The sequence below is a fragment of the Bacillus tuaregi genome (assembly GCF_900104575.1).
Lineage (GTDB): Bacteria > Bacillota > Bacilli > Bacillales > Cytobacillaceae > Bacillus_BD > Bacillus_BD tuaregi.
Window position 1 is genome coordinate 1,228,503 of sequence record NZ_LT629731.1, and the last position, 22,090, is coordinate 1,250,592.

Here is a 22,090-nt window from a genome sequence, read left to right on the forward strand (position 1 = left end):
AAAGCAGTCGGATGGGGGAGAGTGTAATATGCAGATAGAGAATATATTAGTTGTCAGCCCAATGTGGAAAGAGATTCAGAGTTTAATTTCAGAGAATAAGTTACAAAAGAATTTTCGTTACGTATCTGAGACTCAAGTAGTACAGGATGATTTAGAATGGGCAGATGCCTTTGTTGCTTTTAATATTGAAAAGGAGTTTGATTATCGGCAGGTTAAATGGGTACATTCCCTTGGTGCTGGTGTAGACAGCTTTGTATATAAAAAAGAATGGCCTGAACAAGTCCTATTAACAAGAACGATTTGCTCCTTTGGACAAAGAATAGCTGAATATTGTTTGAGCTACATATTAAGGGACATTCAGTTTCATGAACAATTCCAACGCAATAAGCTTGAAAAAAGGTGGCAGCCTATAACCCCAGGTTTATTAAGCGAGCAAAAGGTAATGATTTTCGGGACTGGCGAGATTGGTCAAACGATGGCGAAGACCTTTTCTTTTTTAGGGGTTGATGTTTATGGCGTGTCATTAAGCGGAAAGACAAAAGAATACTTTTCAGAGGTTAATGCTATTGACAGCTTTGAAGATCGACTAAAAGAAATGAATTACATTATTAATACGCTGCCGCTAACAGAAAATACAACCGGTCTTTTTGATCATGAATTTTTTCAAGCTGTACACGATGTGGGTTTTATTAATGTTGGGCGAGGTGCTTCCTTGGATGAAGCCGCACTGCTGCTCGCTTTAGAGAAACAGCAAGTACGTTTTGCTGTTCTCGATGTATTTTCCAATGAGCCGCTATCAAGTGAAAATAAGCTATGGGAGCATCCACATGTGTGGATTACCCCGCATATTTCTGCTGTCACGACTCCTAGTGAAGGGGTTGACTGCTTTATCGACACGTTAAAGAATATTGAAGCAAATAAACCTCTCTTGAATAAAGTGGATATTCAAAAAGGTTACTAGATAATGGAAAAAAAGAGCTGTCCCAAAAGATGCTGAAATCTTTAGGACAGCTCATCCATTACTTTATTGCCGAAAGAGTGATAGAGTATAGTATAGATTTCATGAATGATAAATTTTGTTTCGGCAATTAATCTTCCATTGTAGATAAATCACCTGTTGGTAGACCAAGCTCCCACGCTTTTAGGACGCGGCGCATGATTTTTCCGGAACGGGTTTTTGGCATTGTATCACGAACCTCGAATAAACGAGGCGCTGCATGAGCGGCAAGCTTTGTTTTGACAAAGTTACGGATTTCAAGCAGTAATTCTTCACTTTCTGTATAGCCGGAACGCAATGTGATGAAGGCTTTAATGACTTCACCTCGAACGGGATCCGGTACACCGATAACACCAGCCTCTGCGACTGCAGGGTGTTCAACAAGCTTACTCTCAACCTCGAAAGGTCCTACGCGCTCACCAGAAGTGTTGATAACATCATCTACACGTCCTTCGAACCAGAAATAACCGTCTGGATCTTTATACGCGGAGTCGCCTGTTACAAACCAGCCATTTAGGAAATATTGCTCGTAACGCTCTGGGTTATTCCAAATCGTACGAACCATTGCCGGCCATTTTGGTTTAATAGCTAAATTCCCCATGTGATTAGCAGGCAGCTCATGTCCGTTATCATCAATGATGCTGACTTCAATACCTGGTAATGGTTTACCCATTGAACCTGGACGGATTGGGTTACTGCGGAAATTCGCACAGATAGCTGAGCCTGTTTCCGTCATCCACCAGTTATCATGAATACGTAAGTTAAGTGTTTCCAATCCCCAACGAATAACCTCAGGGTTTAATGGTTCACCTGCTGATAACATATGACGAAGGCTAGAAAGATCAAATTTCTTTGGCAGCTCATCAGTGTTACCCATAAGCAAGCGTAAAGCAGTTGGAGCACTGAACCACACCGTTACTTTATATTTTTCTAATGTTTCAAACCATTCATTAGCGTCAAAGCGGCCACCGCGAAGTACATTGGTTACTCCGTTTAACCATGGCGACCACATGCCTGCAGATGTTCCTGTAACCCATCCAGGGTCAGCCGTACACCAATAGATGTCATCCTCTTTTAAATCATATACCCATTTTCCTGCTAGGTATTGATGAATCATGGCATCATGAACTTGAAGTACACCCTTTGGCTTTCCTGTTGAGCCAGAAGTATAAATTAATAGCATTCCATCCTCACGGTCTACCCATTCAATTGTATAGTCATTAGAGCTTTGCATAAGGTCTGTAAATAATAGCTGGTGTTCCTCTTTCGCTTCGTCAGCGCCAACTAAAATAACATATTGTAAATCTGGTAATTCACTTACAGGAATGCGATTTAGAAGCTCAGGCGTTGTGACAACCGCTTTAGCGCCGCTGTCTAATAATCGATCCTTAACGGCCTCTTCCATAAATGCCTCGAACATTGGTCCCGCAATGGCTCCAATTCGGATGATTCCAAGCATAGAAATATAAAGCTCAGGACTACGTGGCATGAAAATAAAGACTCTGTCACCTTTTTCAATACCCTTTGCACGTAAACCATTCGCAAATTGGCAAGATAGCGCTTTCAAGTCAGAAAAGGTATATTCTTCCTCGCGGTTTGTATCACAATAGATAAAAGCCTTTTTATCTCCTCTGCCTTCATCGACATGACGATCGATTGCCTCATATACCATATTGACTTTCCCGGTTTTTGACCACGTAAAATTTTGTTCAATTTTTTTCCAATCCATTTCCTGTACTGCCTTCTCATAGTTTTGGAGATTTGCAGTAGTATCAATCATTTCAATCTGTTCTTTTAATGTGTTTGCCATCAAAAACCCTCCTTGTTATCTTGCAATAATGTTATGTAACAGTAAATTTAATATAGTTTGTATTATAACACAGAGCACCAAAATTTGACAATATATTTTGAAAATTTACAATTGCTTAAAATATATAAATTATTTCTTGGAGACTAACCTAGAAAATTATCAGACCGAGACAGAATATTTTTCCAATGTCTTTTTTCTTTGTTACAATTAAAAGATTAGGTTTTATGCTTTTATGAAAGAATATAGAAAGGGTGAATGAATATGAAATATAATTTTGATGAAATAGTTAATCGAAGGAATACGTATTCAGTTAAGTGGGATGGTGGAGAATTATTAACTGCAATGGGTTTGACGGATCGATTTGATGAAGAGACTCTGCCCTTATTTACAGCTGATATGGATTTACCTGTTCCTGAACCATTGGTAGAAGCCCTACATAAAACAGTCGATCATCGTATCTTTGGTTATTCCATTTTTCCAAGTGAATACTATGAAGCCATTCAGCATTGGTTTAAAAAGAGACATGACTGGGAGATACAGAAGGAAGAAATTGTATATTGCCCTGGTACCGTCTATGCGACAAATATTGCTGTAAAAGCCTTAACAGAGCCGGGTGATGGGGTTATTATTCAAAGACCTGTATATCCCCCTTTTACTAGAGCCATTGTTGAGAATGACCGTACCCTTTTAAATAATCGTTTAATATGTGATAAGGATGGTTATTACACGATTGATTTTGAGGATTTTGAAGCAAAGGCAAGGGATGAAAAAACAAAGCTGTTTATTTTATGTAATCCGCATAACCCGACAGGAAGAATCTTCAGTCATGATGATTTGAAAAAATTATCTGATATTTGCGCAAAGCATGATGTTATTCTAGTAGCCGATGAGATTCATGGTGACATTATTAGAAGTAATCAAACCTTTACACCCATTGCAATGGTTGCAGATAAGACTGATCATATCATTACCTTTACTGCCATTAACAAAACCTTTAACCTAGCGGGATTACATTGTACAAATGTCATCATTTCTAATCCTGAGCTCAGAAAAAAGTTCAGTGAGGCGATTGGAATGAAATCTGCTTCACCGTTTACGGTTGCAGCACTCATTTCTGTCTATAGGGATGGTGAAGAATGGTTAGAGCAATTGAAGGAATATCTTGACGGAACGATGGCTTGGGTTGTTCAGTTTGTTAAGGAAAGACTGCCTAAGGTAAAAGTAAGTATTCCTGAAGGAACCTATGTCATGTGGATGGATTTTAGCGGATACGGTATATCCCCAAAAGAGGTGCATGAACGTATATATAATAGAGCGAACGTGCTCCTTCAGGATGGTGTCATGTTTGGACAGGAAGGATTGGAACATCAAAGAATATGTATCCCTTCTCCAAGACCTATGATCAAAGAGGCGATGGAAAGAATCGCAAGAGAGTTCGAAGATTTACATTAGGATAGTATAACTATTACTAAGCAGGTTCCGTTTGGGACCTGTTTTTACAGCACTAGATTTCGAAGCATATTCATTTACAAGCTCGTGTCAAGACAGGTACTATATGTGTGAATAAGCTAAGAAAGTTTCTTGTTTTAAATTTTTTGAATATAATATCTTTTCAAAAGAGTCATTTTGTTGTATATTACTTTATAAGAATAATATTTCTTATGTAGATAATCTATTGGTTTAGTAGGAAGTAATCTAAGTGTTGAGCCTACCATAATGAATTTGTACTATTAATTTTCTTAAAATTAAATAATATCAAAATATTATAATTATAAAGGAGTGTACGTCCATGCATGATTTCCATACGCATTTTATTCCAGCAGAAGTACTTAATTGGATTAAGGATAATAAAAAAAGTGTTAATGCTCAATGGGTAAAGAAGGAAGAGAATAAAGAGGATTTCCTTACGATTAATCAAAAGTGGGGATTTGAATTAAAGAAGTCTTTTATTGATTTTGACGTCTATATGGCAGAGCAAGAAAAAGCGGGGGTTACTCACTCTTTGGTTTCTCCAATTCCTCAGCTGTTTTTATATGATTTTCCTTTAGAAATCAGCACAGAGATGTCGAAGGTCTACAATCAATCACTTGCAAACCTAGTAAAAGAATCCAATGGCAAACTATCTGCGCTCGGAACGATTCCATTAACAAGTCCATTAAAGGCTGCTGAAATATTAAGAGAAGCCATGAGCCTTGGGCTTAAGGGTGCCATTATTGGACCAGGACTTGGTCAGCAGCTCTTGTCAGATGCCTTTTTCCAGCCGTTTTTCGAAGAAGCAGACAAGCTGAATGCGATTCTTTTCATTCATCCGTTATTAAGTGAAGATCCTCGCTTAAAGAGAAGAATGATGCCAAATCTAATCGGTGTTCCATGGGAGACTACTGTTTGTGCGACTGACCTGCTGTTAAGTGGAATTGTCGACAAATATCCGAATGTGAAAATTTTATTTGCTCACGGAGGAGGATTTCTACCATATCAAATCGGACGCTTAGATAAAGGCTATGAAAAATGGAATCTGGTTTCTTCTAATTTGCAGGCACCGCCTTCAGAATATTTGAAACGCTTTTGGTATGATACAGTCTTATGGAATCCAGATAGCCTAGATTTTCTAGTCAGGATGGTAGGAGAAGACCGAGTTGTGGCAGGCTCAGACTATCCATTTGATTTATCTGTCTGGCCGCCGCAGGAGATTAGTGATAAAGGAGCACAATCTTTGCTTTCGTTAGCAGTCAAATAATGTGAATTCTAACCCCTAAAGAAAGGACAACAGTTTATTTCTTTAGGGGCTTTTGTCTTGTTGACTAAAGTACATTTGTGGATTTGTTCCATAGAATAGGATGTCTGCCTTGCATACAGGAAGAGAAAACGCTAATATATAATTATAGATTTAATATTTAGAATTTATAGAAAATTATAGAAGCGAGGAGAAATAGATATGACAATCGAATTAAGTATTATTTCACCACATGTTCCAAGTATTTGTCATGAAGACAACGCACCTGACTTTCAGCAAGGGCTTGTTGAAGGATTAAAGGAAGTAGCAAAGGAAATAGCAGGAATTGGACCTGATGCTATTGTGTTAGTATCTTGCCACTGGCCGTCAACCTTTTCACACTATGTAGACTGTTATCCTGTACATAAAGGACTACTGACAGCACAAGAGGCACCGGATTTGATTAAAGATGTTCCCTATTATTATCCTGGTGAGGAAGAATTGGCCAACCAATTAGTACAAGCAGGAAAAGAAGCTGGTCTTTCCGTAGAAGGTGTTTATGATGAACATTTTGTTTGGGATTATGGCACAGTTGTTCCACTACGTTATCTTGTACCAAATGAAGACATTCCGGTTATTAATCTATCCGTAACACTGGCGGCAAATCTTGATGAAACCTATAGATGGGGTCAAGTGATTGCGAAGGTATTGCAGCAATCAGATAAAAAGCTTGTGTTTGTTGCTAGTGGTGCGCTGGCCCATAACTTAGTCCGTGGAAGACATCATATGCCAACTTTAGCGGAGCATGCGATGGATAAACAATTTGTAGAATTCGTGATGAATAAAGAGTATCGTGCTGCATTTGATATGCTGCCGCAATTTTCAAGCATGGCCAAGGTTGAATCAGGCGGCCGCCATTTAGCGATGTTGTTTGGTCTTCTTGATGAGGATTGGAATCCAATCTATCATGCAGCGGCTCAATCATCCGGAAGCTGGAATCCACTTATTACGTTTTCGAAAACAAAGGTTCACGGTGGCAGCACACATTCGGAAGAAGAATATGTAAAGTAAATAAGAACAGCTGTTTGAAAGGTTGACATTTTTCAAATAGCTGTTTCTGTTTTTAATTTTAATTTTATCTCTTAATTGAAAGAATGTTTTATTTTGTTCTACACAAATGAAGAATGATAGAATAGAATTAGCAAGGAGTGATTATAGAAGTTAGGAAGAGTGTGCGATGAAGAAAACTATTTATGATGTTATTTTAATATTATTTGGTTCCTTTATTTTTTCAATTGGAATCAATTATTTTACGATCCCTAATATGCTATCAGAAGGGGGCGTTATAGGTTTAACCCTTATTGGACATTATGTGTTTGGCTGGTCAACTGGGTTGCTGAATTTTCTCTTGAATACAATTCTTTTTTTACTTGGTTATAAATTCTTTGATAAAAGAACCATTTATTATACATTATTCTCCATTGTCGCTTCATCGTATTTCTTGCATGTAACGAAGGACGCAGGACATGTATTGACGATGGATACGCTATTGGCCTCTATTTTCGCTGGATTATTAGTTGGTATGGGAATCGGGGTCATTTTTCGTGCCGGAGGAACCTCGGGTGGTACAACAGTATTAGCGAGAATTGCTCATCAAGTGTTAGGCTGGAGTATTGGAAAAGGGATATTAGTGATGGATGTAGTCGTTGTTGCGGCTTCCATTTTTATCATTGGCATAGAGAAAGCTATGTATACGCTAGTCGTTGTTTGGGTTGGTGCAAAAGCGATTGATTTCATTGTGGATGGTTTGGATGAACGAATTGCCGTAATTATAATTTCCAATCAACCACAGAAGATTCTTCATAGTATTACGAGCAGTATGTCCAGAGGTCTTACCGTACTCGATGGTAAGGGCGGTTATACAGGAGCAGATAAGGAAGTTCTCTATATCGTAATTAATAAGCAGGAGCTTGTGCAGCTGCAAAAAACGATTAAAGGAATAGATGAGAATGCTTATGTTACCGTTCATCATGTTCATGAGGTCATGGGAAGAGGCTATAAGGCAGGAAAGTCCAAGCTGTTAAAAAACAGATAAAGTAGGACTTTTTAACTATTTCCTCATAGGATAATAATACCATTGAATTCAGTTAGCAGATGAATTACTATAAGAACACAAGCTGCATTGCTCGTAGCCATAATAAAGTTTTAACCTTTAAGCTGTAATAGGGAGTTTAAATCGAAACGGGAATGCCAGGCCTCTGTCTATACGACAAGGAGGACATGCAGGAATGTTTCTGCAAACACCCACTTTGAGGAGTGGTGGTTTAAAACTTTCTTATACTTGTTTACGGCAAAGGCGGCTAACCATGTAATTTCGCAAACCAGTTTCCAATCGGGGACTGGTTTTTTATTATGCTCTAATAGGCAAATCAGCCAACAGTATTGATCGACAAAAGTGTCATTCAATACTGTTGGCTGATTTGGTTTTGAAAAACGTGATAGTACTGTTTAAAGAATGTAATAGCTGATTGGGCATTTGAAATATTGTACTTTCTGCATAAATCAGCAAGGGCCATTAATTTCGCTGTTGCCAGTGATTGTTTATTGGTAGCCAAAACAAAGTAAATGAGGGTGTTAATCACAGGCTGTGGTAGCTTCATTTCCTTTAATTTTTGAATTACCTTTGATTGAGGGGTAAGGGAAGGAACGTATTCCTGAACTTCCATTAATACTTCTTCCGTTGTATTAGCTTCTAAAAACTCTGCTAATTTACGTTCTTTTTCTTCTAGGATGATGGTTTCATCAAACATTTACTTTCTCCTTTCTATAGATTTAAAAATTGATCAAAGACTATGTTGATTAACCATAGTGAACTAAGAGCAACCGTAATATATAAACTCACATAGAATAAAGTTTCCATAGTAGATCCTCTTTCTCTTTTAATGTGAAATACAATTATTAGGTAGGGCTTAAACTTATCTCATGTAACTTCATTCAGCAAATGTTTTTTGTACCGAAAGCTTGCGATAGGTACAGAAGTCCTCCACTTCTACAAGTGGGGGATGAATGCAAATGGTCCTTCGATTCAGTGGGGTTCAAACCCCGGCTGAATAAAGTTAAGCCTCCGGCGGATGTCACGGATTTTTTAGGGGTAATTTATCGAGCAAACTCGATAAAAATCCGGACCCAAATTCGGCGGGGCGAATTTGATTTATGTATATGGGATTATCTCATTCTTCTATCAACACTCACTTATTATAAAGGACATTTTCTTCATTTTTTGTCGAACGATTGGAACAAATCAATTTTTTAATGAAATTGTAAAATTATTAAACAATTGAAACGGAATCCTACCTGGTTATCCCAAAACATTGACATGCTTTCGGCAAAAAAACTTTTCTAAAAATAACGGGAGTATTCGGAAGGATTATTACAGGATTCCAAACAACACGACAGGATTATTTGTCAAAAAAGATATAATGAAAGTTTTGTTTCATTAATCGTTATAGAATAGGACTTTTGGCTTGCAGGGATAAAAATATCAGCTCTCGAATCTATTAATACTGAATTTAGGCAGGGTTTCGTATAATGGGTTATGAGGCTTTATTTGCTTTATGAATCCAGTATATAATCATACCTTCGAACAATAAGAATTAGTCCTATGAAAAGACTTGTGATAGGTAATAGCGAATGGACATAACTTAGGAGGGATGTTAATGTTGTTGGAATTTGATGCGAATCTGGATCAAAATGCAAGGATTAAAGTAATTGGCGTTGGCGGTGGTGGCGGCAATGCCGTGAATCGAATGATAGAGGAAGGTATCGAGGGCGTAGAATTTATTGCCGTGAATACGGATGCACAGGCGCTGAAACAATCTCTCGCTGGAATTACTATGCAAATTGGAACGGAATTGACAAGAGGTCTTGGAGCAGGTGCCAATCCAGAGGTAGGGAAGCAGGCAGTGGAAGAAAGCAGAATCCATATTGAAGAGGTTTTAGAAGGAGCGGATATGGTCTTTGTTACAGCTGGGATGGGTGGCGGTACTGGAACTGGTGCAGCACCCGCCATTGCAGCGATTGCTCGAGAACAGGGAGCACTAACGATAGGGATTATTACAAGGCCTTTTACTTTTGAGGGTAAGAGGCGTGCTACAAATGCTGCAAAGGGTATTGAAGCGATGAGACAGGCCGTTGACACGTTAATTATCATTCCAAATGATCGTCTATTAGGAGTTGTCGATAAAAAAACCCCGATGCTTGAGGCGTTTCGTGAAGCAGACAATGTCTTACGTCAAGGTGTGCAGGGAATCTCAGATTTAATTGCGGTTCCAGGTTTGATTAATCTTGATTTTGCTGATGTTAAAACCATTATGTCAAATAAAGGAACGGCACTAATGGGTATTGGTATTGCTGAGGGTGAAGGACGAGCTGTGGAAGCAGTTAAGCAGGCGATATCAAGTCCGTTACTTGAACAGTCTATAGAAGGGGCACAAGGAGTGCTATTAAATATTACGGGGGGTAAAGATTTAAGTCTGTATGAAGTACAAGAGGCAGCTGATATTGTAGCATCTTCCTCAGATGAAGAGCTAAATATGATTTTTGGATCAATTATTAATGAGAACTTAAAAAATAGAATTATTGTAACCGTCGTTGCGACAGGTTTTGAGGATCATGGTGTGCCGGCTGTAAAGAAGCCATCTCGTCCATCTACTATTATTAGAAGACAAAACCCGCGGAAGGAAGAACAAAGATATTCTGTAAGTGAACCTCCAAGACAGGAAGAGGTTCTGCAGCCGTTTGGAGGGTATTCACAATTTAAAGAGGACTCTTTGGATACTCCGACTTTTTTGAGAAATCGAAATCGACGCTATTAATATAACTTAATAAGGTATACTTTATGCGTGTCAGGTACCACACTATATCTTATCCGATATCAATATTTTCTTGCTATTGGATGAAATATTTGAGGTGCCTGACATTTTTATTGGTCTAAATTTGAAGGACCGAATTGGCTAAATAATAATAATGAAAGAATTTTATAAATAAAGGCTATGGAAATTCCTTTAAAAAATGCTGGAGCTGGATTATTATAATTAATAATACGTACAAAAAAGGGGATTTATATGGAATCAGTCATTCAAGAACAAATTCAGGCATTTAGAGAAAGCCGTAAAAATAGAGGAAGACTATTGATTAATTGTCCTGATAAGTCAGGAATCGTTGCAACTGTATCCAAGTTTTTATTTCAGCATGGTGCCAATATTATTGAATCAAGTCAATACACAACCAATCCTGAAGGTGGAAACTTCTTCATGCGTATTGAATTTGAATGTCCTGATATCTTATCAAAAAAAGAGGTATTGAAGAACGAATTTAATGATATCGCGGAATCTTTTTCGATGGAGTGGAAGCTGACCTTTGTTTATGATTTAAAGAAAACGGCTATTTTTGTATCAAAGGAGCTTCATTGTTTGCGGGAGCTACTGTGGGAGTGGCAAAATGGCGATTTATTAACAGATATTGCATTAGTGGTCAGCAATCATGAGGATTCCAGAGGAATCGTAGAAGCATTGGACATTCCTTTCTGCTATATACCAGCTAGCAAGGAAAATCGTGCTCAAGTTGAAGAAAAACAGCTGCAGCTGTTAGAAGAATATGATATTGATTTGATAATCCTGGCAAGATATATGCAAATTCTGACGCCTTCTTTTGTAGAGGCACATCCATTCAAAATTATTAATATTCATCACTCATTCCTTCCTGCTTTTATTGGAGCAAGGCCATATGACCGTGCCTATCAGCGTGGAGTAAAATTAATCGGAGCAACCTCACACTATGTGACAAATGACCTTGATGAAGGACCGATTATTGAACAGGATGTCTTACGGGTCGATCATCGTCATCAAATAGAGGATTTGAAGAAGAGTGGTCGCTCTATAGAAAGAAGTGTTCTCGCTAGAGCAGTCAAATGGCATCTTGAGGACCGAGTCATTGTTCATGGAAATAAAACGATTGTATTTTAACTTCATTCAGAGGAAAATTTGTTTACTTAAGGGTGTTCTTTAGGAGCACCCTAGAGGCTAGCATAGTGGTTGATTGCGGGAGGAAAGTATTATGGCTGAAGTAAAATTAGTGAAAATTGATGGTGAGACGATCCATGTATTTAATAGTGCCATATATATTTTTGAGTCAATGACAGGGTTTACATTAGAGCTGGATATGATTGTCAGTGAAGTTGTTGTAAAGAGGTTCAAGCATGAGAAGACCTTAATCGTAGAAATAGAATTAGAGGATGGGAGAATCATATCCTCTATTATGCACGTCAAAGCACTTACTGGTAGATTACCACAGCTGAGCTTATATGTAGAAATGATTGATCCTGAAGACTATCCTGATATTCATAGAATCCATGAAAATGACTCTGAGTTTCCGAAAATAGATGAGGGCATTACAATAGAAGAAATCCGGAAAGTAGAAATGCCAATTGATAAATTCAACCTCAAATTGAAATTGCCGATTGATCAAGTGGAGTGGCTACAGAAACAAAAGCAGGAGGATCTCCATAAATTTTTTAGAGAAATCATATATGATTATTGGAATAAACAGACTTCAAAATAGTATTTGGGGTCTGTATTTTTATGTTGTCCAATAAATGAAAGGAGCCTGGGAAATATCCCAAGCTCTTGTAATTGACTATTCATTAGTCTATTTGGAGTGCTTTACTCAATATCAAATTTTCTTCAAATGCCAGCTTTTATTTGCTTTAGGTTTTTAGTAAGGAGTGAATCAAATTTTCCTATTTTATCCAGGGAGATTAATTCTTTCATATGGACATGTCTTAATAAAGTAGGATAAAGGCTTCTCTGCCTGCATTTTATCTAGTTCACAGAATAGTTTTTTGTATTCGGAAATAGAGAGTTTTTCTTCGATATAGCATTTTTGAATATAATCTAATAGGTCATTGGCATGTGAGGGGTTGAAGTTTTTTTCTTCTTTAAATTGATATATTAAGTTTTCTATTGTCATAGTCTTCACTCCTTATAGAATATTATTAATTGAATGCGTTCTCAAAAACTAGTATAGCATGTGTTAAATGCAGTTTAAATTTTTATAAAATTCAAACTACCGACAGTTTTTTACAATATCAAAAGATTTAAATACATTGTTAAGATATTATCATACATTTAAACTGTTGATATTATTGGCTTTTTCGAAAATAAGGAAAAAATAAATGAGGTTATATAGAAAAATAATCGTCAAAAACAGGGACGATTATTGTCGAATTTGTCGAGAAGTTTTTGAATATTTTGTGTAAAAATTGGATTTAAAAAGAGAATTTTAATACTGAAACAGTAAAAATTGCCATTTAGTGTTTTGAAGGAAATAAAAAATTCTTGCCTGGTGAAATAAACTGAACGATATTTTGGAAGGCTAATCATGTAATTTAAGTTCATTCAGCAAATTCGATTCAGTGGGGGTTCAAACCCCGGCTGAATGAAGTTAAGCCTCCGGCGGATGTCACGGATTTTTTAAAGATAGTTTACCCGAGCAAGCTAAGGTAATCCGGACGCAAATTCGACGGGCGAATTTGATTATCATTAGCCAACTGGAGTGATTGAAATGGATAATGCAGAAAATCTCAAACAGCTTCTACGTCAATATGGATATCCCGAGGAGGCGGTAAACCGTTTTATAAAGGAAGCACAGGGTCTTGAACTGGAAGAGATTAGAAAGACGATTATGCCGTATCAAGATATTACTGCCCATAAATAAAATGCCACTTGTGAGAAACCTATTCGATGCTGTTCATCGATTAGGTTTTATTACTGTTATTGTGTGGCCCGTGGGGCACTATCAAATTGAAATTGCTTATGTGTACCATCACAAAATGGTTTCTTTTGAGATTGTCCACAGCGACAAAGGGAAAAGGTATGGCCTACCTTAAACGGATTTCCTGCACCATCAAGGAGTTCAACCTCTCCTGTTACTCTGATAGAGCCGTTATCATTAATTTTTATCATAACTTTTTCATTGTTACTCATTTGCTTTTCACCTCTTTCGAAATAGACTCTTTTCTTATGAAGAGTTTTGCCATTTCTAAACTATATCAAGTATGATCATAAAATATTCATGTTATAAGCACAGAATCATTTAGTCATACCATTCAATCGTATGGGGAGATGGTTTTGTAGCTTGTATAATCTATACTAAAAGTTTAATACTATTTGTATATTATCTTTTTTCAGCAGAATATGTTAAAATGAATTCTTCATGAATAAAAGAGGACGTGAAAATTGTGATTAAAATTGAGATTCCACAGCCTGATATTACAATTACAGAACGAAAACAGGAACTGAAAGAAAATGAGCCTGTCATTAAACCTATTTACGGTTTTATTGACTTCCATCTCATTCCACGCGATAAAGGGGGCATTTTCTTATTTTATAATATAAATGATGAACTGCTCTTCGTCGGAAAGGCTAGAAAATTACGACAGAGGATTAAAAAGCACTTTGAAGACAATGTCTCTCCAATTAAAACGCATAGGGACGAGGTATATCGAATTGATATTTGTCTTGTAGATGATCCAATGGAAAGAGAAATTTACGAAACCTACATTATTAATAAAGAGCGTGCTAAATATAATATCGATAAGGTTTTTTATCAATAATCCATAATTTCCATAAAGTCATTTGCTTTCCGGTAAATGAACTGCTATGATGGGATAGATTTATTTTTGTTCATTGAAATGGATTGGATAAGTGTTATGTCACACTTTGTCTAACTTTTTGAGCAAGGATGGTCATATATTATGTGTTTGAAACGCACTAGGAGGCAACAAAAATGGAACACGGTAAAGTAAAATGGTTCAATGCAGAAAAAGGATTTGGATTTATCGAGCGAGAAGGAGCAGAGGATGTATTCGTACACTTCTCAGCGATTCAAGGCGACGGATTTAAATCATTAGATGAAGGCCAAAGCGTTACATTTGATGTGGAACAAGGTCAGCGTGGACCACAAGCTGCTAACGTACAAAAAGCATAACAGTATAGATAACAGACTCTTTCGAGGGTCTGTTTTTTTATATGCAATTTTAAAAAAAGAAAAATTTTCTCAGGATAATACCTTCATTCTTGTCGAAAGGCCTCGTTCTATTGTTTAATAAATAGTGAGAATAGTGTAATGATTTAGAGTTACCTGTAAAATAAATATGACCAAGGCTCGCTTACAGAGGTATTTAACTTCATTCAGCAAATGCTTTTTGTACCGAAAGCTTGCGACAGGTACAGAAGTCCTCCACTTCTATAAGTGGGGGATGAATGCAAATGGTCCTTCGATTCAGTGGGGGTACAAACCCCGGCTGAATGAAGTTAAGCCTCCGGCGGATGTCTCGGATTTTTTAAAGGTAGTTTATCGAGCGAGCTCGATAAAAATCCGGACGCAAATTCGACGGGCGAATTTGATTGCTTCGATTTTCTTTGGGGCAACTGACAAACAAGAGTATAGTAGATTAGGATAGAGGAGCTGGACGAGGGATGATTTCTAATTATCATGAGAGTAAAGAAATGCTTACAGTAGAAAAGCTTATTCCTTATGACAATAAGTTAGCCCCATTCTTCATTCGGGATCGTTTGTACAAGTTGATACCGGAAGGGACTGAACATATTTATATTGTAGGAATTGGCTCAAATAAAATTAATGGTGATAGTCTTGGACCATTTGTTGGAACGTTATTAGAGGGATTATATGCAAATCATGTGACGGTTTCAGGGACATTGAGATATCCTTTAGATGCTGAAACACTCGAGTCAGAGCTTAAGCAGATTTCTTTTCCTGATAATAGCTTTGTAATTGCAATTGATAGTGTATTAGGTACTGAACGATTCGTTAATTCAATTATGATTCGTAATGGAGCTATGCAACCTGGGGAGGGTGTAGGGAACTGTTTGCTGCCCAAGGTTGGAGACTGTTGTGTGATGGGGGTCGTTCTTCATAATGTCCCGGAAGAAACCTGTTCTCTTTTTCTAACGGACCTTCATCTTATATACTCTATGGCCATGACAATTGCAAAGGGCATTTCGTTAACGGTTCGTCAGTACTTTCAATATCCATCCCATCAGCCTTTATTGGGATTGGGTTGACAGTGAAGAGCGTAAATAAATATGTATTAACTTACTTTACTAGCAAAAAGGACTATCTCGATGAAGAAGAATAGTCCTTTTAGTATTTGAAGTGGGAGAAGTCATTATGTAAGTGCATGTTGCTTCAATGAAACCTCGTCATCGACTGTAATTTTATGGTAACCAAGTGAAATCCAGCCTTGTTTTTCGAATTGCTTAAGTATCTTAGTGGTTGTGACTCTTGAAATCCCGATTAATTCTGAAATTTCTTGATGTGTATAGTCGATAGAATAAGAAGGAGCTGTATCCTTTTCTTTAAAATAAGTTCCTAACTGGACTAATATGTGCGCGACTTTTTTATCTGATGATAAAAAGGCCATGCTGTATACCTGAATGGAGAGAAGGCGGATGGTTTGAGCCATTAAGGAATAGAGCTCAATCATTAAGCTAGGATTTAAGGTCATATAGGTCAGCATCCGGTCAATATTTACGGTCAGTAATTCGACATCTGTTACAGTACTGGCTGAGGTTAGACGGGGAGTATGGCTGAGATGGGAGGCATCTCCAAAGATCATATGAGGTCCTAATAATTTCAAAGTAATCTCATTACCTTCCTTAGAAGTAAGGAATAGCTTTACCCGGCCTGATTTTATTAAATAAAATTCCCTTGCTGGATCATCCTGTAAATAAATAATATCCCCTTTTCGATACTTCTGTATGGTTCCAACCTGTTCAATGGCATTGAACAGATTGGAGCCTTTAGCTACTGTCATCGATGGATGAATTTTTGTGCTGTCCAAATGCAGTCGCTCCTTTCTAGCTATATGTAACGTAGATAACAGGGTGAATGGAAGTCTACGTTATGGATGATTAAAGTTCGAGTTGTTCACATGAACATCATGCCGATATTCTTTTACATTAATACGATGGTGTTCATCGACCATAATCCCTTCTTTATTGAGCAATGTAATCTGTAATGAGTGCGTTTCTTCATCTTTAATGGCAATTTCCCCTTTTTTATTCACGACTCTGTGCCAAGGGAGCTGGTGACTGTCGCTCATGGAATGGAGAATTCGAACAACTTGTCTAGCTCCTCTTGGGCTTCCGGCCTCAGCGGCTATTTGTCCATATGTCATCACTTTTCCAAACGGAATAGATTTAACGACTGCAATGACTTTGCGAGTAAATGGATTCATGGTCAGCCTCTTTCTAGCAAAAAAGCTTTTGTCTTTTTATTTCGTTATCTTTGTAACTTAACTATACGAGAATCCGTTCATGTAGACAAGGCTGATAATGGTGGAGGTCATGAATAAGCTATTTAAGAAAAAAACAAACAGTAGAAGAATATATTGTCATTGAAAATGATGAGGAGTTCTATCATGAGAAGAAGACGGAAAATTAACATTCCGTGCTATGAAGGGTGTTCTTGATTTTTTTACAAAGCACAAATAGAAGAAACGGTCGTATCGCTTGAGAGATACGGCTGTTTTTTTTGGTAGAAACAGGAAAAATTTGTTTAGCTATTAAAAATTAATAAAATATTCACATACTCTTAAAAGATTGTGACTTTTATCATAAATTGAATTAATCAATTCATTTAAAATGGGATACATAACAAATGACATTATTCAAATAGATTCATCAGTTGGTTACGAACTATATGTAAAACTGATGAGCGATAAATGAATGATAGGTCAATTAGGGGGAACTGTTATATGAATCTATTAACTAAAACGAGAAAAATTAATGCATTATTACAATCAACGGTTGGGAAGACAGTTAATTTTAATGAGATGTCGCATACATTATCAAGGGTAATGAATGCAAATATATATATATTAGGCCTTCAAGGGGGACTTCTAGGAATATCTGTTCACCATGAAATTGAAAATGAGCGAATAAAGTCTATGCTTGAGTCGAGACAATTTCCAGAAAGCTATACAAATCGTATTTTGGAAATTAATGAGACCTCATCTAATCTTGATGTTCATAGTGAATACTCTGTTTTTCCAGAGGAGAATAAAACGTTTTTTAATCATGGATTCACTACAATTGTTCCAATTATTGGCGGTGGAGAACGTTTAGGGTCTTTAATCCTAGCTAGAATGGAGGACCCATTCCAAAATGATGATTTAATGCTTGCAGAATATGGTTCAACGGTGGTTGGAATGGAAATTCTTCGTGAAAAAACGGAAGCGATTGCTGCTGAAGCACGCAATAAGGCGATAGTTCAGATGGCAATCAACTCATTATCCTATAGTGAGCAGGAGGCTATTGAACATATCGTTAATGAACTAAACGGAAAAGAAGGCTTATTAGTGGCTTCAAGAATAGCTGACCGTGTGAAAATAACTCGTTCTGTTATTGTCAATGCATTACGTAAATTAGAGAGTGCGGGGGTTATTGAATCACGTTCATTAGGAATGAAGGGGACGCATATTCGAGTATTGAACGATCGATTTCTACGTACAATTGAAAAAATGAAAGAGAAAAATAGTCAATTAGCTTAGAAAGCCAGCTGTAATAGATTTTTGTCTAGTCTGAATAACCATGGTGATACTTCTCAAGAATACTAGCCGTTAATCCCCGATGCCTTCATTACAAATGAGAATTGGGGATTTTTCTTGAAGGAAGGGAGAAAAATGAAATCTTTAATTGTTTTTTACTCACATACAGGAAATAATGCAAAGCTAGCATACGAGTTAAGCAAAAGAATGAAATGTGATATTCACAAAATAATGGTCGAGAAAAAGCGAACAACCTTTTCGATATTATTGGATCGTTATTTGAAGCGTAAATCAAAACTGTCCATCTATAATCTAAATCTAAGTGAATATAAAAATGTTATTTTTATAGCACCTATATGGGGAGGTCAACTCGCTGGTCCTATAAGGGAATTTATCGAGGCCGAGAAAAATAATCTCAACAGATATTTTTTCATTTCAATTTGCAACGGAGTAAAAAGTCAAAAGGAAAAACTCATCAGTGAATTGTCTTCGATTGTCCATAAAGAGCCTGTTGAAGTGACGGAGCTATGGATTAATGCTTTTTTACCAGATAACCGTAAAAATAAGATAAGGTATACCTTTAATTTCAGAGTAAGTATGCAGGAATTACAACAATGTAAGCATGAGATTGATTCCTTTATTAGTAGAGTAACGATGGATAGCCCTGTTACTTAGCGTGTCTGTTTTTGTGAAAAAAATTAAGGATTTAAAAAAATATTCACATTTACACTAAAAACTGTGACTTTTATCATTAATTTAATATATTAAATCAATTATTATTGATATAGATTTCTATATAGATCTAATAGAAGGGAAGAATTAACTTATATATTGTCGAGGAGACTCGGCGGTCGCATGTGGAAAGCGAAGTGCCTTGAACGAATATCAACATCCAAGTTTAACTTCATTCAGCAGAAGTCCTCCACTTCTAATAAGTGGGGGATGAATGCAAATGGTTCTTCGATTCAGTGGAGGTACAAACCCCGGCTGAATGAAGTTAAGCCTCCGGCGGATGTCACGGATTTTTTTTCGAGCGAGCTCGATAAAAAATCCGGACGCAAATTCGACGGGCGAATTTGATCAGACTTAAAAATGAAGATTTATATATAAATGTCTCAGTGTCGCTTTTGGAAAAGAATAGAATCAATAATTGGGGGAAAATAACATGAATTTATTATCTAAAACAAGACAAATCAATTCACTATTACAAACAACAGCAGGTAAATCTGTTAATTTTAAAGAAATGACGGACACACTAAGCGAAATCATTCAAGCTAACACTTTTATCATTAGTTTAAAAGGGAAACTTCTTGGTTTTTCTATTAATCAGGAAATTGAAAATGAGCGAATTAAACAGATGCTGGAGGATCGTCGCTTCCCTGTGGAATATACAAGAAATTTATTAAATATCAAGGAAACTTCTTCAAACCTTAATGTGGATAACGAACATTCAGTATTCCCTGTTGAAAATAAAGATTTATTTAAAAATGGTGTTACAACCATTGTTCCGATTATTGGCGGTGGGGAAAGGATTGGAACACTCATTATCGGCAGAATTGAAACACCATTTGAGGATGATGATCTGATTCTTGCTGAATATGGTGCAACTGTAGTTGGAATGGAAATTCTTCGTGAACAGGCTGAAGAGCTTGCCGTTGAAGCCCGTAGAAAGGCGATTGTCCAAATGGCCATTAATTCATTATCTTACAGTGAGCAGGAAGCGGTAGAACATATATTTGAAGAACTACAGGGTAAAGAAGGCTTATTAGTTGCTTCAAGAGTGGCAGACCGTGTGAAGATTACTCGTTCAGTTATTGTTAACGCTCTACGCAAGCTCGAGAGCGCAGGTGTTATCGAATCTCGTTCACTAGGAATGAAAGGAACTCATATCAAAGTATTGAACGAAGAGTTTTTAGTTGCCCTAGAAAAGCTAAAGTCAAATAAATTCCGTTTAGCATAAGATAGGAGAAAGGATTTCCCAGACTTAGGGAAGTCCTTTTTTATTTTTAAGAGAGCTGTATGTAATTGAGTCAAAATAAGGTATTAAGTGAAAAATGAAGAAATCCAAAGAAAATTAGAAATTCATGTAAAAAACTAATTAGAAATGGTGATTTATGGATAATAATTAAGAATTTAGCTGTTTGGGTGCCCTTTTCCATTATTGTATAATAATAGTGTAAGGAAATAGTAAACACAGAGGAGGAATGAATGATGTTTGATTTAATACCGTTTCGTAAACGAAATGAGGAGCTTTTCGGACATATGTTAAAATCCTTCAACGAAGTGTTTGAGCAGAATGGACTTTTCACATTAGGTGAGGGATTTAACTCTTTTCGCACCGATATTATGGAAAAAGAGAATGCTTATTACGTAGAGGCTGAACTGCCAGGCTTTGCTAAAGAAGATATTTCGATAGAATATGAAAACAATCAATTAACCATTAAAGCTAAACGGGAGCTTTTGACTGAGGAAAAAGACAAGAATGAAAAGGTAATCCGTCAGGAGAGACATTTTGGAGAATTTCTGCGAAGATTCTATGTAGAGGATATTAAAGATGATGAAATAATGGCCAAGCTTGAGGATGGAATTTTAAAAATTGAAATACCAAAACGGTCACCAGGAAAGCCTGGCCGTAATAAGATAGAAATTCATTAATGTATTCATGGTGTTAGTAATTGTTAAAAAGTGAGCAAAATAGCTTGGATTTTTTGGTTTAGTGATTAAGGTGCAGGGCACCATTCATGATAAGTGGTGTCCTGCACTGTTATAGTTGCTAGTCATACACGGGTTCATAAGGCTGAAGATGCTCTTTCGAAAAACTCCCAAATCATAGATGAGGCATCAGGACCATCAGGATCAGTAAATTTACCTGTTTTATTGCCGCCAGACCAAACATGCTCCATATCATGAATCATATATAGTTCAATATATGGCAAGAGATTAGAGCTTTTATAACTATGCTGGGAATATTTTCTACCATTATCTAACTTATTAATTTTGACCGATGAGGGCTTGGCGATTACATGGCCTTTGCCGCCTTCGATGAGGTAATAGGCCTGGTTCCATTGAATAATTAATTGGTTTGCGTTTTTAGGATGAACAGTCAGATCATTTGTCCCATGAAAAATGACTAGTGGAATTTTTCTTTTTATACCCGATTCGCGAAACGCCTTTTGCATTTCATAACAGGCATTCACCCCACACTTATACGGGTCTCGTACTCCGTTTTTCATCGCTAAATCAGCGGCAAGATTCCAGGGATCCTTCCATAGATTTGTATTGGCAGCATCATACGGCAATCCGGAGCAAACGGCAATGCCGCTAAATAGGTCGGGATAGGTAACCCCCATGATGCTTGCCATCGCTCCTCCTGAAGAAAAACCGGCTGCATATACCTTTTTCCAATCAATGGATAGGTTTTCTTTAATTAGCTGCTTCTCAGCATCTCGCATGATGCTTACAATGATTTTCGGAAGTCCTTCTCCACGATGTTGGTTTTCATCTAAGAACCAATTCCAGCACCCGGCGGGATTTGATTTATGAGGGTCTATGAATAGAGGATTATAGATTCGTTTCATCGTAGGGTAAAGGACGATGAACCTTTCATTTTCAGCTAGCTGATTCATTTTCGTTTCTTCAGCAAATTGATCAGGGTCCTGTTCGCATCCATGTAGCATAACGACCATTGGCAGACGGTCTTTTATGGGAGTACTTGGGATATAAAGCTTATAAAGAAATCCTTCATGCAAATAGTCTTTAAAGTTACCCATACTTTGCTCTCCTTAATAATCTAACTATTCTCCAAAAGCTTTGCATCAAGGGAGTAGCCCGATTAAGTGAAAATGAAACATATAGGTGTCCTTATAATCTATGTAGCAAGGCCCATCCTTGCCACATTTTTTTGAATGCGATTACATATATTTAAAGTGATTGTTATGGAGA

The 22,090-nt window shown here is 37.0% G+C and carries 23 protein-coding genes and 1 other RNA gene; 17 read left to right on the forward strand and 7 right to left on the reverse strand.

Annotated elements, in window-relative coordinates:
- Positions 1-28: 28 nt before the first annotated feature.
- On the forward strand, positions 29-961 hold the full coding sequence (locus tag BQ5321_RS08145) for a D-2-hydroxyacid dehydrogenase (protein WP_071394026.1): 933 nt from the start codon (positions 29-31) through the stop codon (positions 959-961).
- Between the two features lie 127 nt (positions 962-1,088).
- Here the strand turns inward: BQ5321_RS08145 and acsA are convergent, their stop codons facing one another.
- Positions 1,089-2,807 (reverse strand): acetate--CoA ligase, encoded by a 1,719-nt coding sequence (gene acsA / locus BQ5321_RS08150; protein ID WP_071394027.1) that lies wholly within the window; start codon positions 2,805-2,807, stop codon positions 1,089-1,091.
- 261 nt (positions 2,808-3,068) lie between these two features.
- Between acsA and BQ5321_RS08155 the strand changes: the two genes are divergently transcribed.
- From BQ5321_RS08155 to ssrS, 5 genes are all read left to right on the forward strand, one after another.
- Positions 3,069-4,259, forward strand: coding sequence for a MalY/PatB family protein (locus BQ5321_RS08155; protein ID WP_071394028.1), 1,191 nt, complete (start codon positions 3,069-3,071; stop codon positions 4,257-4,259).
- 337 nt (positions 4,260-4,596) lie between these two features.
- Positions 4,597-5,544: an amidohydrolase family protein gene (locus BQ5321_RS08160; protein ID WP_071394029.1), complete on the forward strand. Its 948-nt coding sequence runs from the start codon at positions 4,597-4,599 to the stop codon at positions 5,542-5,544.
- Positions 5,545-5,742: 198 nt separating this feature from the next.
- Positions 5,743-6,591, forward strand: coding sequence for a DODA-type extradiol aromatic ring-opening family dioxygenase (locus tag BQ5321_RS08165; RefSeq protein WP_071394030.1), 849 nt, complete (start codon positions 5,743-5,745; stop codon positions 6,589-6,591).
- A gap of 166 nt (positions 6,592-6,757) precedes the next feature.
- The gene (locus tag BQ5321_RS08170; RefSeq protein WP_071394031.1) at positions 6,758-7,615 is read left to right on the forward strand and encodes a YitT family protein; all 858 of its coding nucleotides are present in this window, start codon (positions 6,758-6,760) and stop codon (positions 7,613-7,615) included.
- Positions 7,616-7,691: 76 nt separating this feature from the next.
- A non-coding RNA gene (gene ssrS, locus BQ5321_RS08175) (6S RNA) lies at positions 7,692-7,887 on the forward strand.
- Positions 7,888-7,982: 95 nt separating this feature from the next.
- On the opposite strand, the gene BQ5321_RS08180 is transcribed toward ssrS, so the two are convergent.
- Positions 7,983-8,330 (reverse strand): replication initiation and membrane attachment family protein, encoded by a 348-nt coding sequence (locus tag BQ5321_RS08180; RefSeq protein WP_071394032.1) that lies wholly within the window; start codon positions 8,328-8,330, stop codon positions 7,983-7,985.
- 909 nt (positions 8,331-9,239) lie between these two features.
- Between BQ5321_RS08180 and ftsZ the strand changes: the two genes are divergently transcribed.
- The 3 genes from ftsZ (at position 9,240) to BQ5321_RS08195 (ending at position 12,138) form a co-directional block, all read left to right on the forward strand.
- Positions 9,240-10,394, forward strand: a complete 1,155-nt coding sequence (gene ftsZ / locus BQ5321_RS08185; RefSeq protein ID WP_071396819.1) for a cell division protein FtsZ — start codon at positions 9,240-9,242, stop codon at positions 10,392-10,394.
- 249 nt (positions 10,395-10,643) lie between these two features.
- Entirely contained in the window at positions 10,644-11,543 is a 900-nt protein-coding gene (gene purU, locus BQ5321_RS08190) for a formyltetrahydrofolate deformylase (RefSeq protein WP_071394033.1), read from the forward strand.
- A gap of 91 nt (positions 11,544-11,634) precedes the next feature.
- Complete coding sequence (locus tag BQ5321_RS08195; protein ID WP_071394034.1) at positions 11,635-12,138, forward strand: hypothetical protein; 504 nt, start codon at positions 11,635-11,637, stop codon at positions 12,136-12,138.
- 183 nt (positions 12,139-12,321) lie between these two features.
- On the opposite strand, the gene yppF is transcribed toward BQ5321_RS08195, so the two are convergent.
- A complete protein-coding gene (gene yppF / locus BQ5321_RS08200; RefSeq protein ID WP_071394035.1) occupies positions 12,322-12,546 on the reverse strand; it encodes a YppF family protein in 225 nt (74 codons plus the stop codon).
- 594 nt (positions 12,547-13,140) lie between these two features.
- Between yppF and BQ5321_RS24220 the strand changes: the two genes are divergently transcribed.
- Positions 13,141-13,293 (forward strand): hypothetical protein, encoded by a 153-nt coding sequence (locus BQ5321_RS24220; RefSeq protein WP_159433408.1) that lies wholly within the window; start codon positions 13,141-13,143, stop codon positions 13,291-13,293.
- A gap of 56 nt (positions 13,294-13,349) precedes the next feature.
- Here the strand turns inward: BQ5321_RS24220 and BQ5321_RS08205 are convergent, their stop codons facing one another.
- Entirely contained in the window at positions 13,350-13,562 is a 213-nt protein-coding gene (locus BQ5321_RS08205; protein ID WP_071394036.1) for a CDGSH iron-sulfur domain-containing protein, read from the reverse strand.
- A gap of 254 nt (positions 13,563-13,816) precedes the next feature.
- Between BQ5321_RS08205 and BQ5321_RS08210 the strand changes: the two genes are divergently transcribed.
- The 3 genes from BQ5321_RS08210 (at position 13,817) to yyaC (ending at position 15,662) form a co-directional block, all read left to right on the forward strand.
- A complete protein-coding gene (locus BQ5321_RS08210) occupies positions 13,817-14,191 on the forward strand; it encodes a nucleotide excision repair endonuclease (protein ID WP_071394037.1) in 375 nt (124 codons plus the stop codon).
- Between the two features lie 173 nt (positions 14,192-14,364).
- On the forward strand, positions 14,365-14,565 hold the full coding sequence (locus BQ5321_RS08215) for a cold-shock protein (RefSeq protein WP_071394038.1): 201 nt from the start codon (positions 14,365-14,367) through the stop codon (positions 14,563-14,565).
- Positions 14,566-15,056: 491 nt separating this feature from the next.
- Positions 15,057-15,662: a spore protease YyaC gene (gene yyaC / locus BQ5321_RS08225; protein ID WP_084786690.1), complete on the forward strand. Its 606-nt coding sequence runs from the start codon at positions 15,057-15,059 to the stop codon at positions 15,660-15,662.
- 104 nt (positions 15,663-15,766) lie between these two features.
- Here yyaC and BQ5321_RS08230 read toward each other — a convergent pair whose 3' ends face one another.
- Together BQ5321_RS08230 and BQ5321_RS08235 are read right to left on the reverse strand one after the other, a co-directional pair.
- Positions 15,767-16,441, reverse strand: coding sequence for a Crp/Fnr family transcriptional regulator (locus BQ5321_RS08230; RefSeq protein WP_139187769.1), 675 nt, complete (start codon positions 16,439-16,441; stop codon positions 15,767-15,769).
- Between the two features lie 60 nt (positions 16,442-16,501).
- Positions 16,502-16,837, reverse strand: coding sequence for an MGMT family protein (locus tag BQ5321_RS08235; RefSeq protein ID WP_071394040.1), 336 nt, complete (start codon positions 16,835-16,837; stop codon positions 16,502-16,504).
- 519 nt (positions 16,838-17,356) lie between these two features.
- Between BQ5321_RS08235 and codY (BQ5321_RS08240) the strand changes: the two genes are divergently transcribed.
- The 4 genes from codY (BQ5321_RS08240) to BQ5321_RS08260 all read left to right on the forward strand — a co-directional run bounded on the left by codY (BQ5321_RS08240) (position 17,357) and on the right by BQ5321_RS08260 (position 20,803).
- On the forward strand, positions 17,357-18,151 hold the full coding sequence (gene codY / locus BQ5321_RS08240; protein ID WP_071394041.1) for a GTP-sensing pleiotropic transcriptional regulator CodY: 795 nt from the start codon (positions 17,357-17,359) through the stop codon (positions 18,149-18,151).
- A 132-nt stretch (positions 18,152-18,283) separates the two neighbouring features.
- On the forward strand, positions 18,284-18,823 hold the full coding sequence (locus BQ5321_RS08245; protein ID WP_071394042.1) for a flavodoxin family protein: 540 nt from the start codon (positions 18,284-18,286) through the stop codon (positions 18,821-18,823).
- A gap of 490 nt (positions 18,824-19,313) precedes the next feature.
- On the forward strand, positions 19,314-20,108 hold the full coding sequence (gene codY, locus BQ5321_RS08255; protein WP_071394044.1) for a GTP-sensing pleiotropic transcriptional regulator CodY: 795 nt from the start codon (positions 19,314-19,316) through the stop codon (positions 20,106-20,108).
- A gap of 251 nt (positions 20,109-20,359) precedes the next feature.
- On the forward strand, positions 20,360-20,803 hold the full coding sequence (locus BQ5321_RS08260) for an Hsp20/alpha crystallin family protein (RefSeq protein ID WP_071394045.1): 444 nt from the start codon (positions 20,360-20,362) through the stop codon (positions 20,801-20,803).
- Between the two features lie 134 nt (positions 20,804-20,937).
- Here BQ5321_RS08260 and BQ5321_RS08265 read toward each other — a convergent pair whose 3' ends face one another.
- Positions 20,938-21,918 carry an extracellular catalytic domain type 1 short-chain-length polyhydroxyalkanoate depolymerase gene (locus tag BQ5321_RS08265; protein ID WP_071394046.1) on the reverse strand — a complete coding sequence of 327 codons (981 nt, stop codon included), beginning with the start codon at positions 21,916-21,918 and terminating at the stop codon, positions 20,938-20,940.
- Between the last annotated feature and the right edge of the window lie 172 nt (positions 21,919-22,090).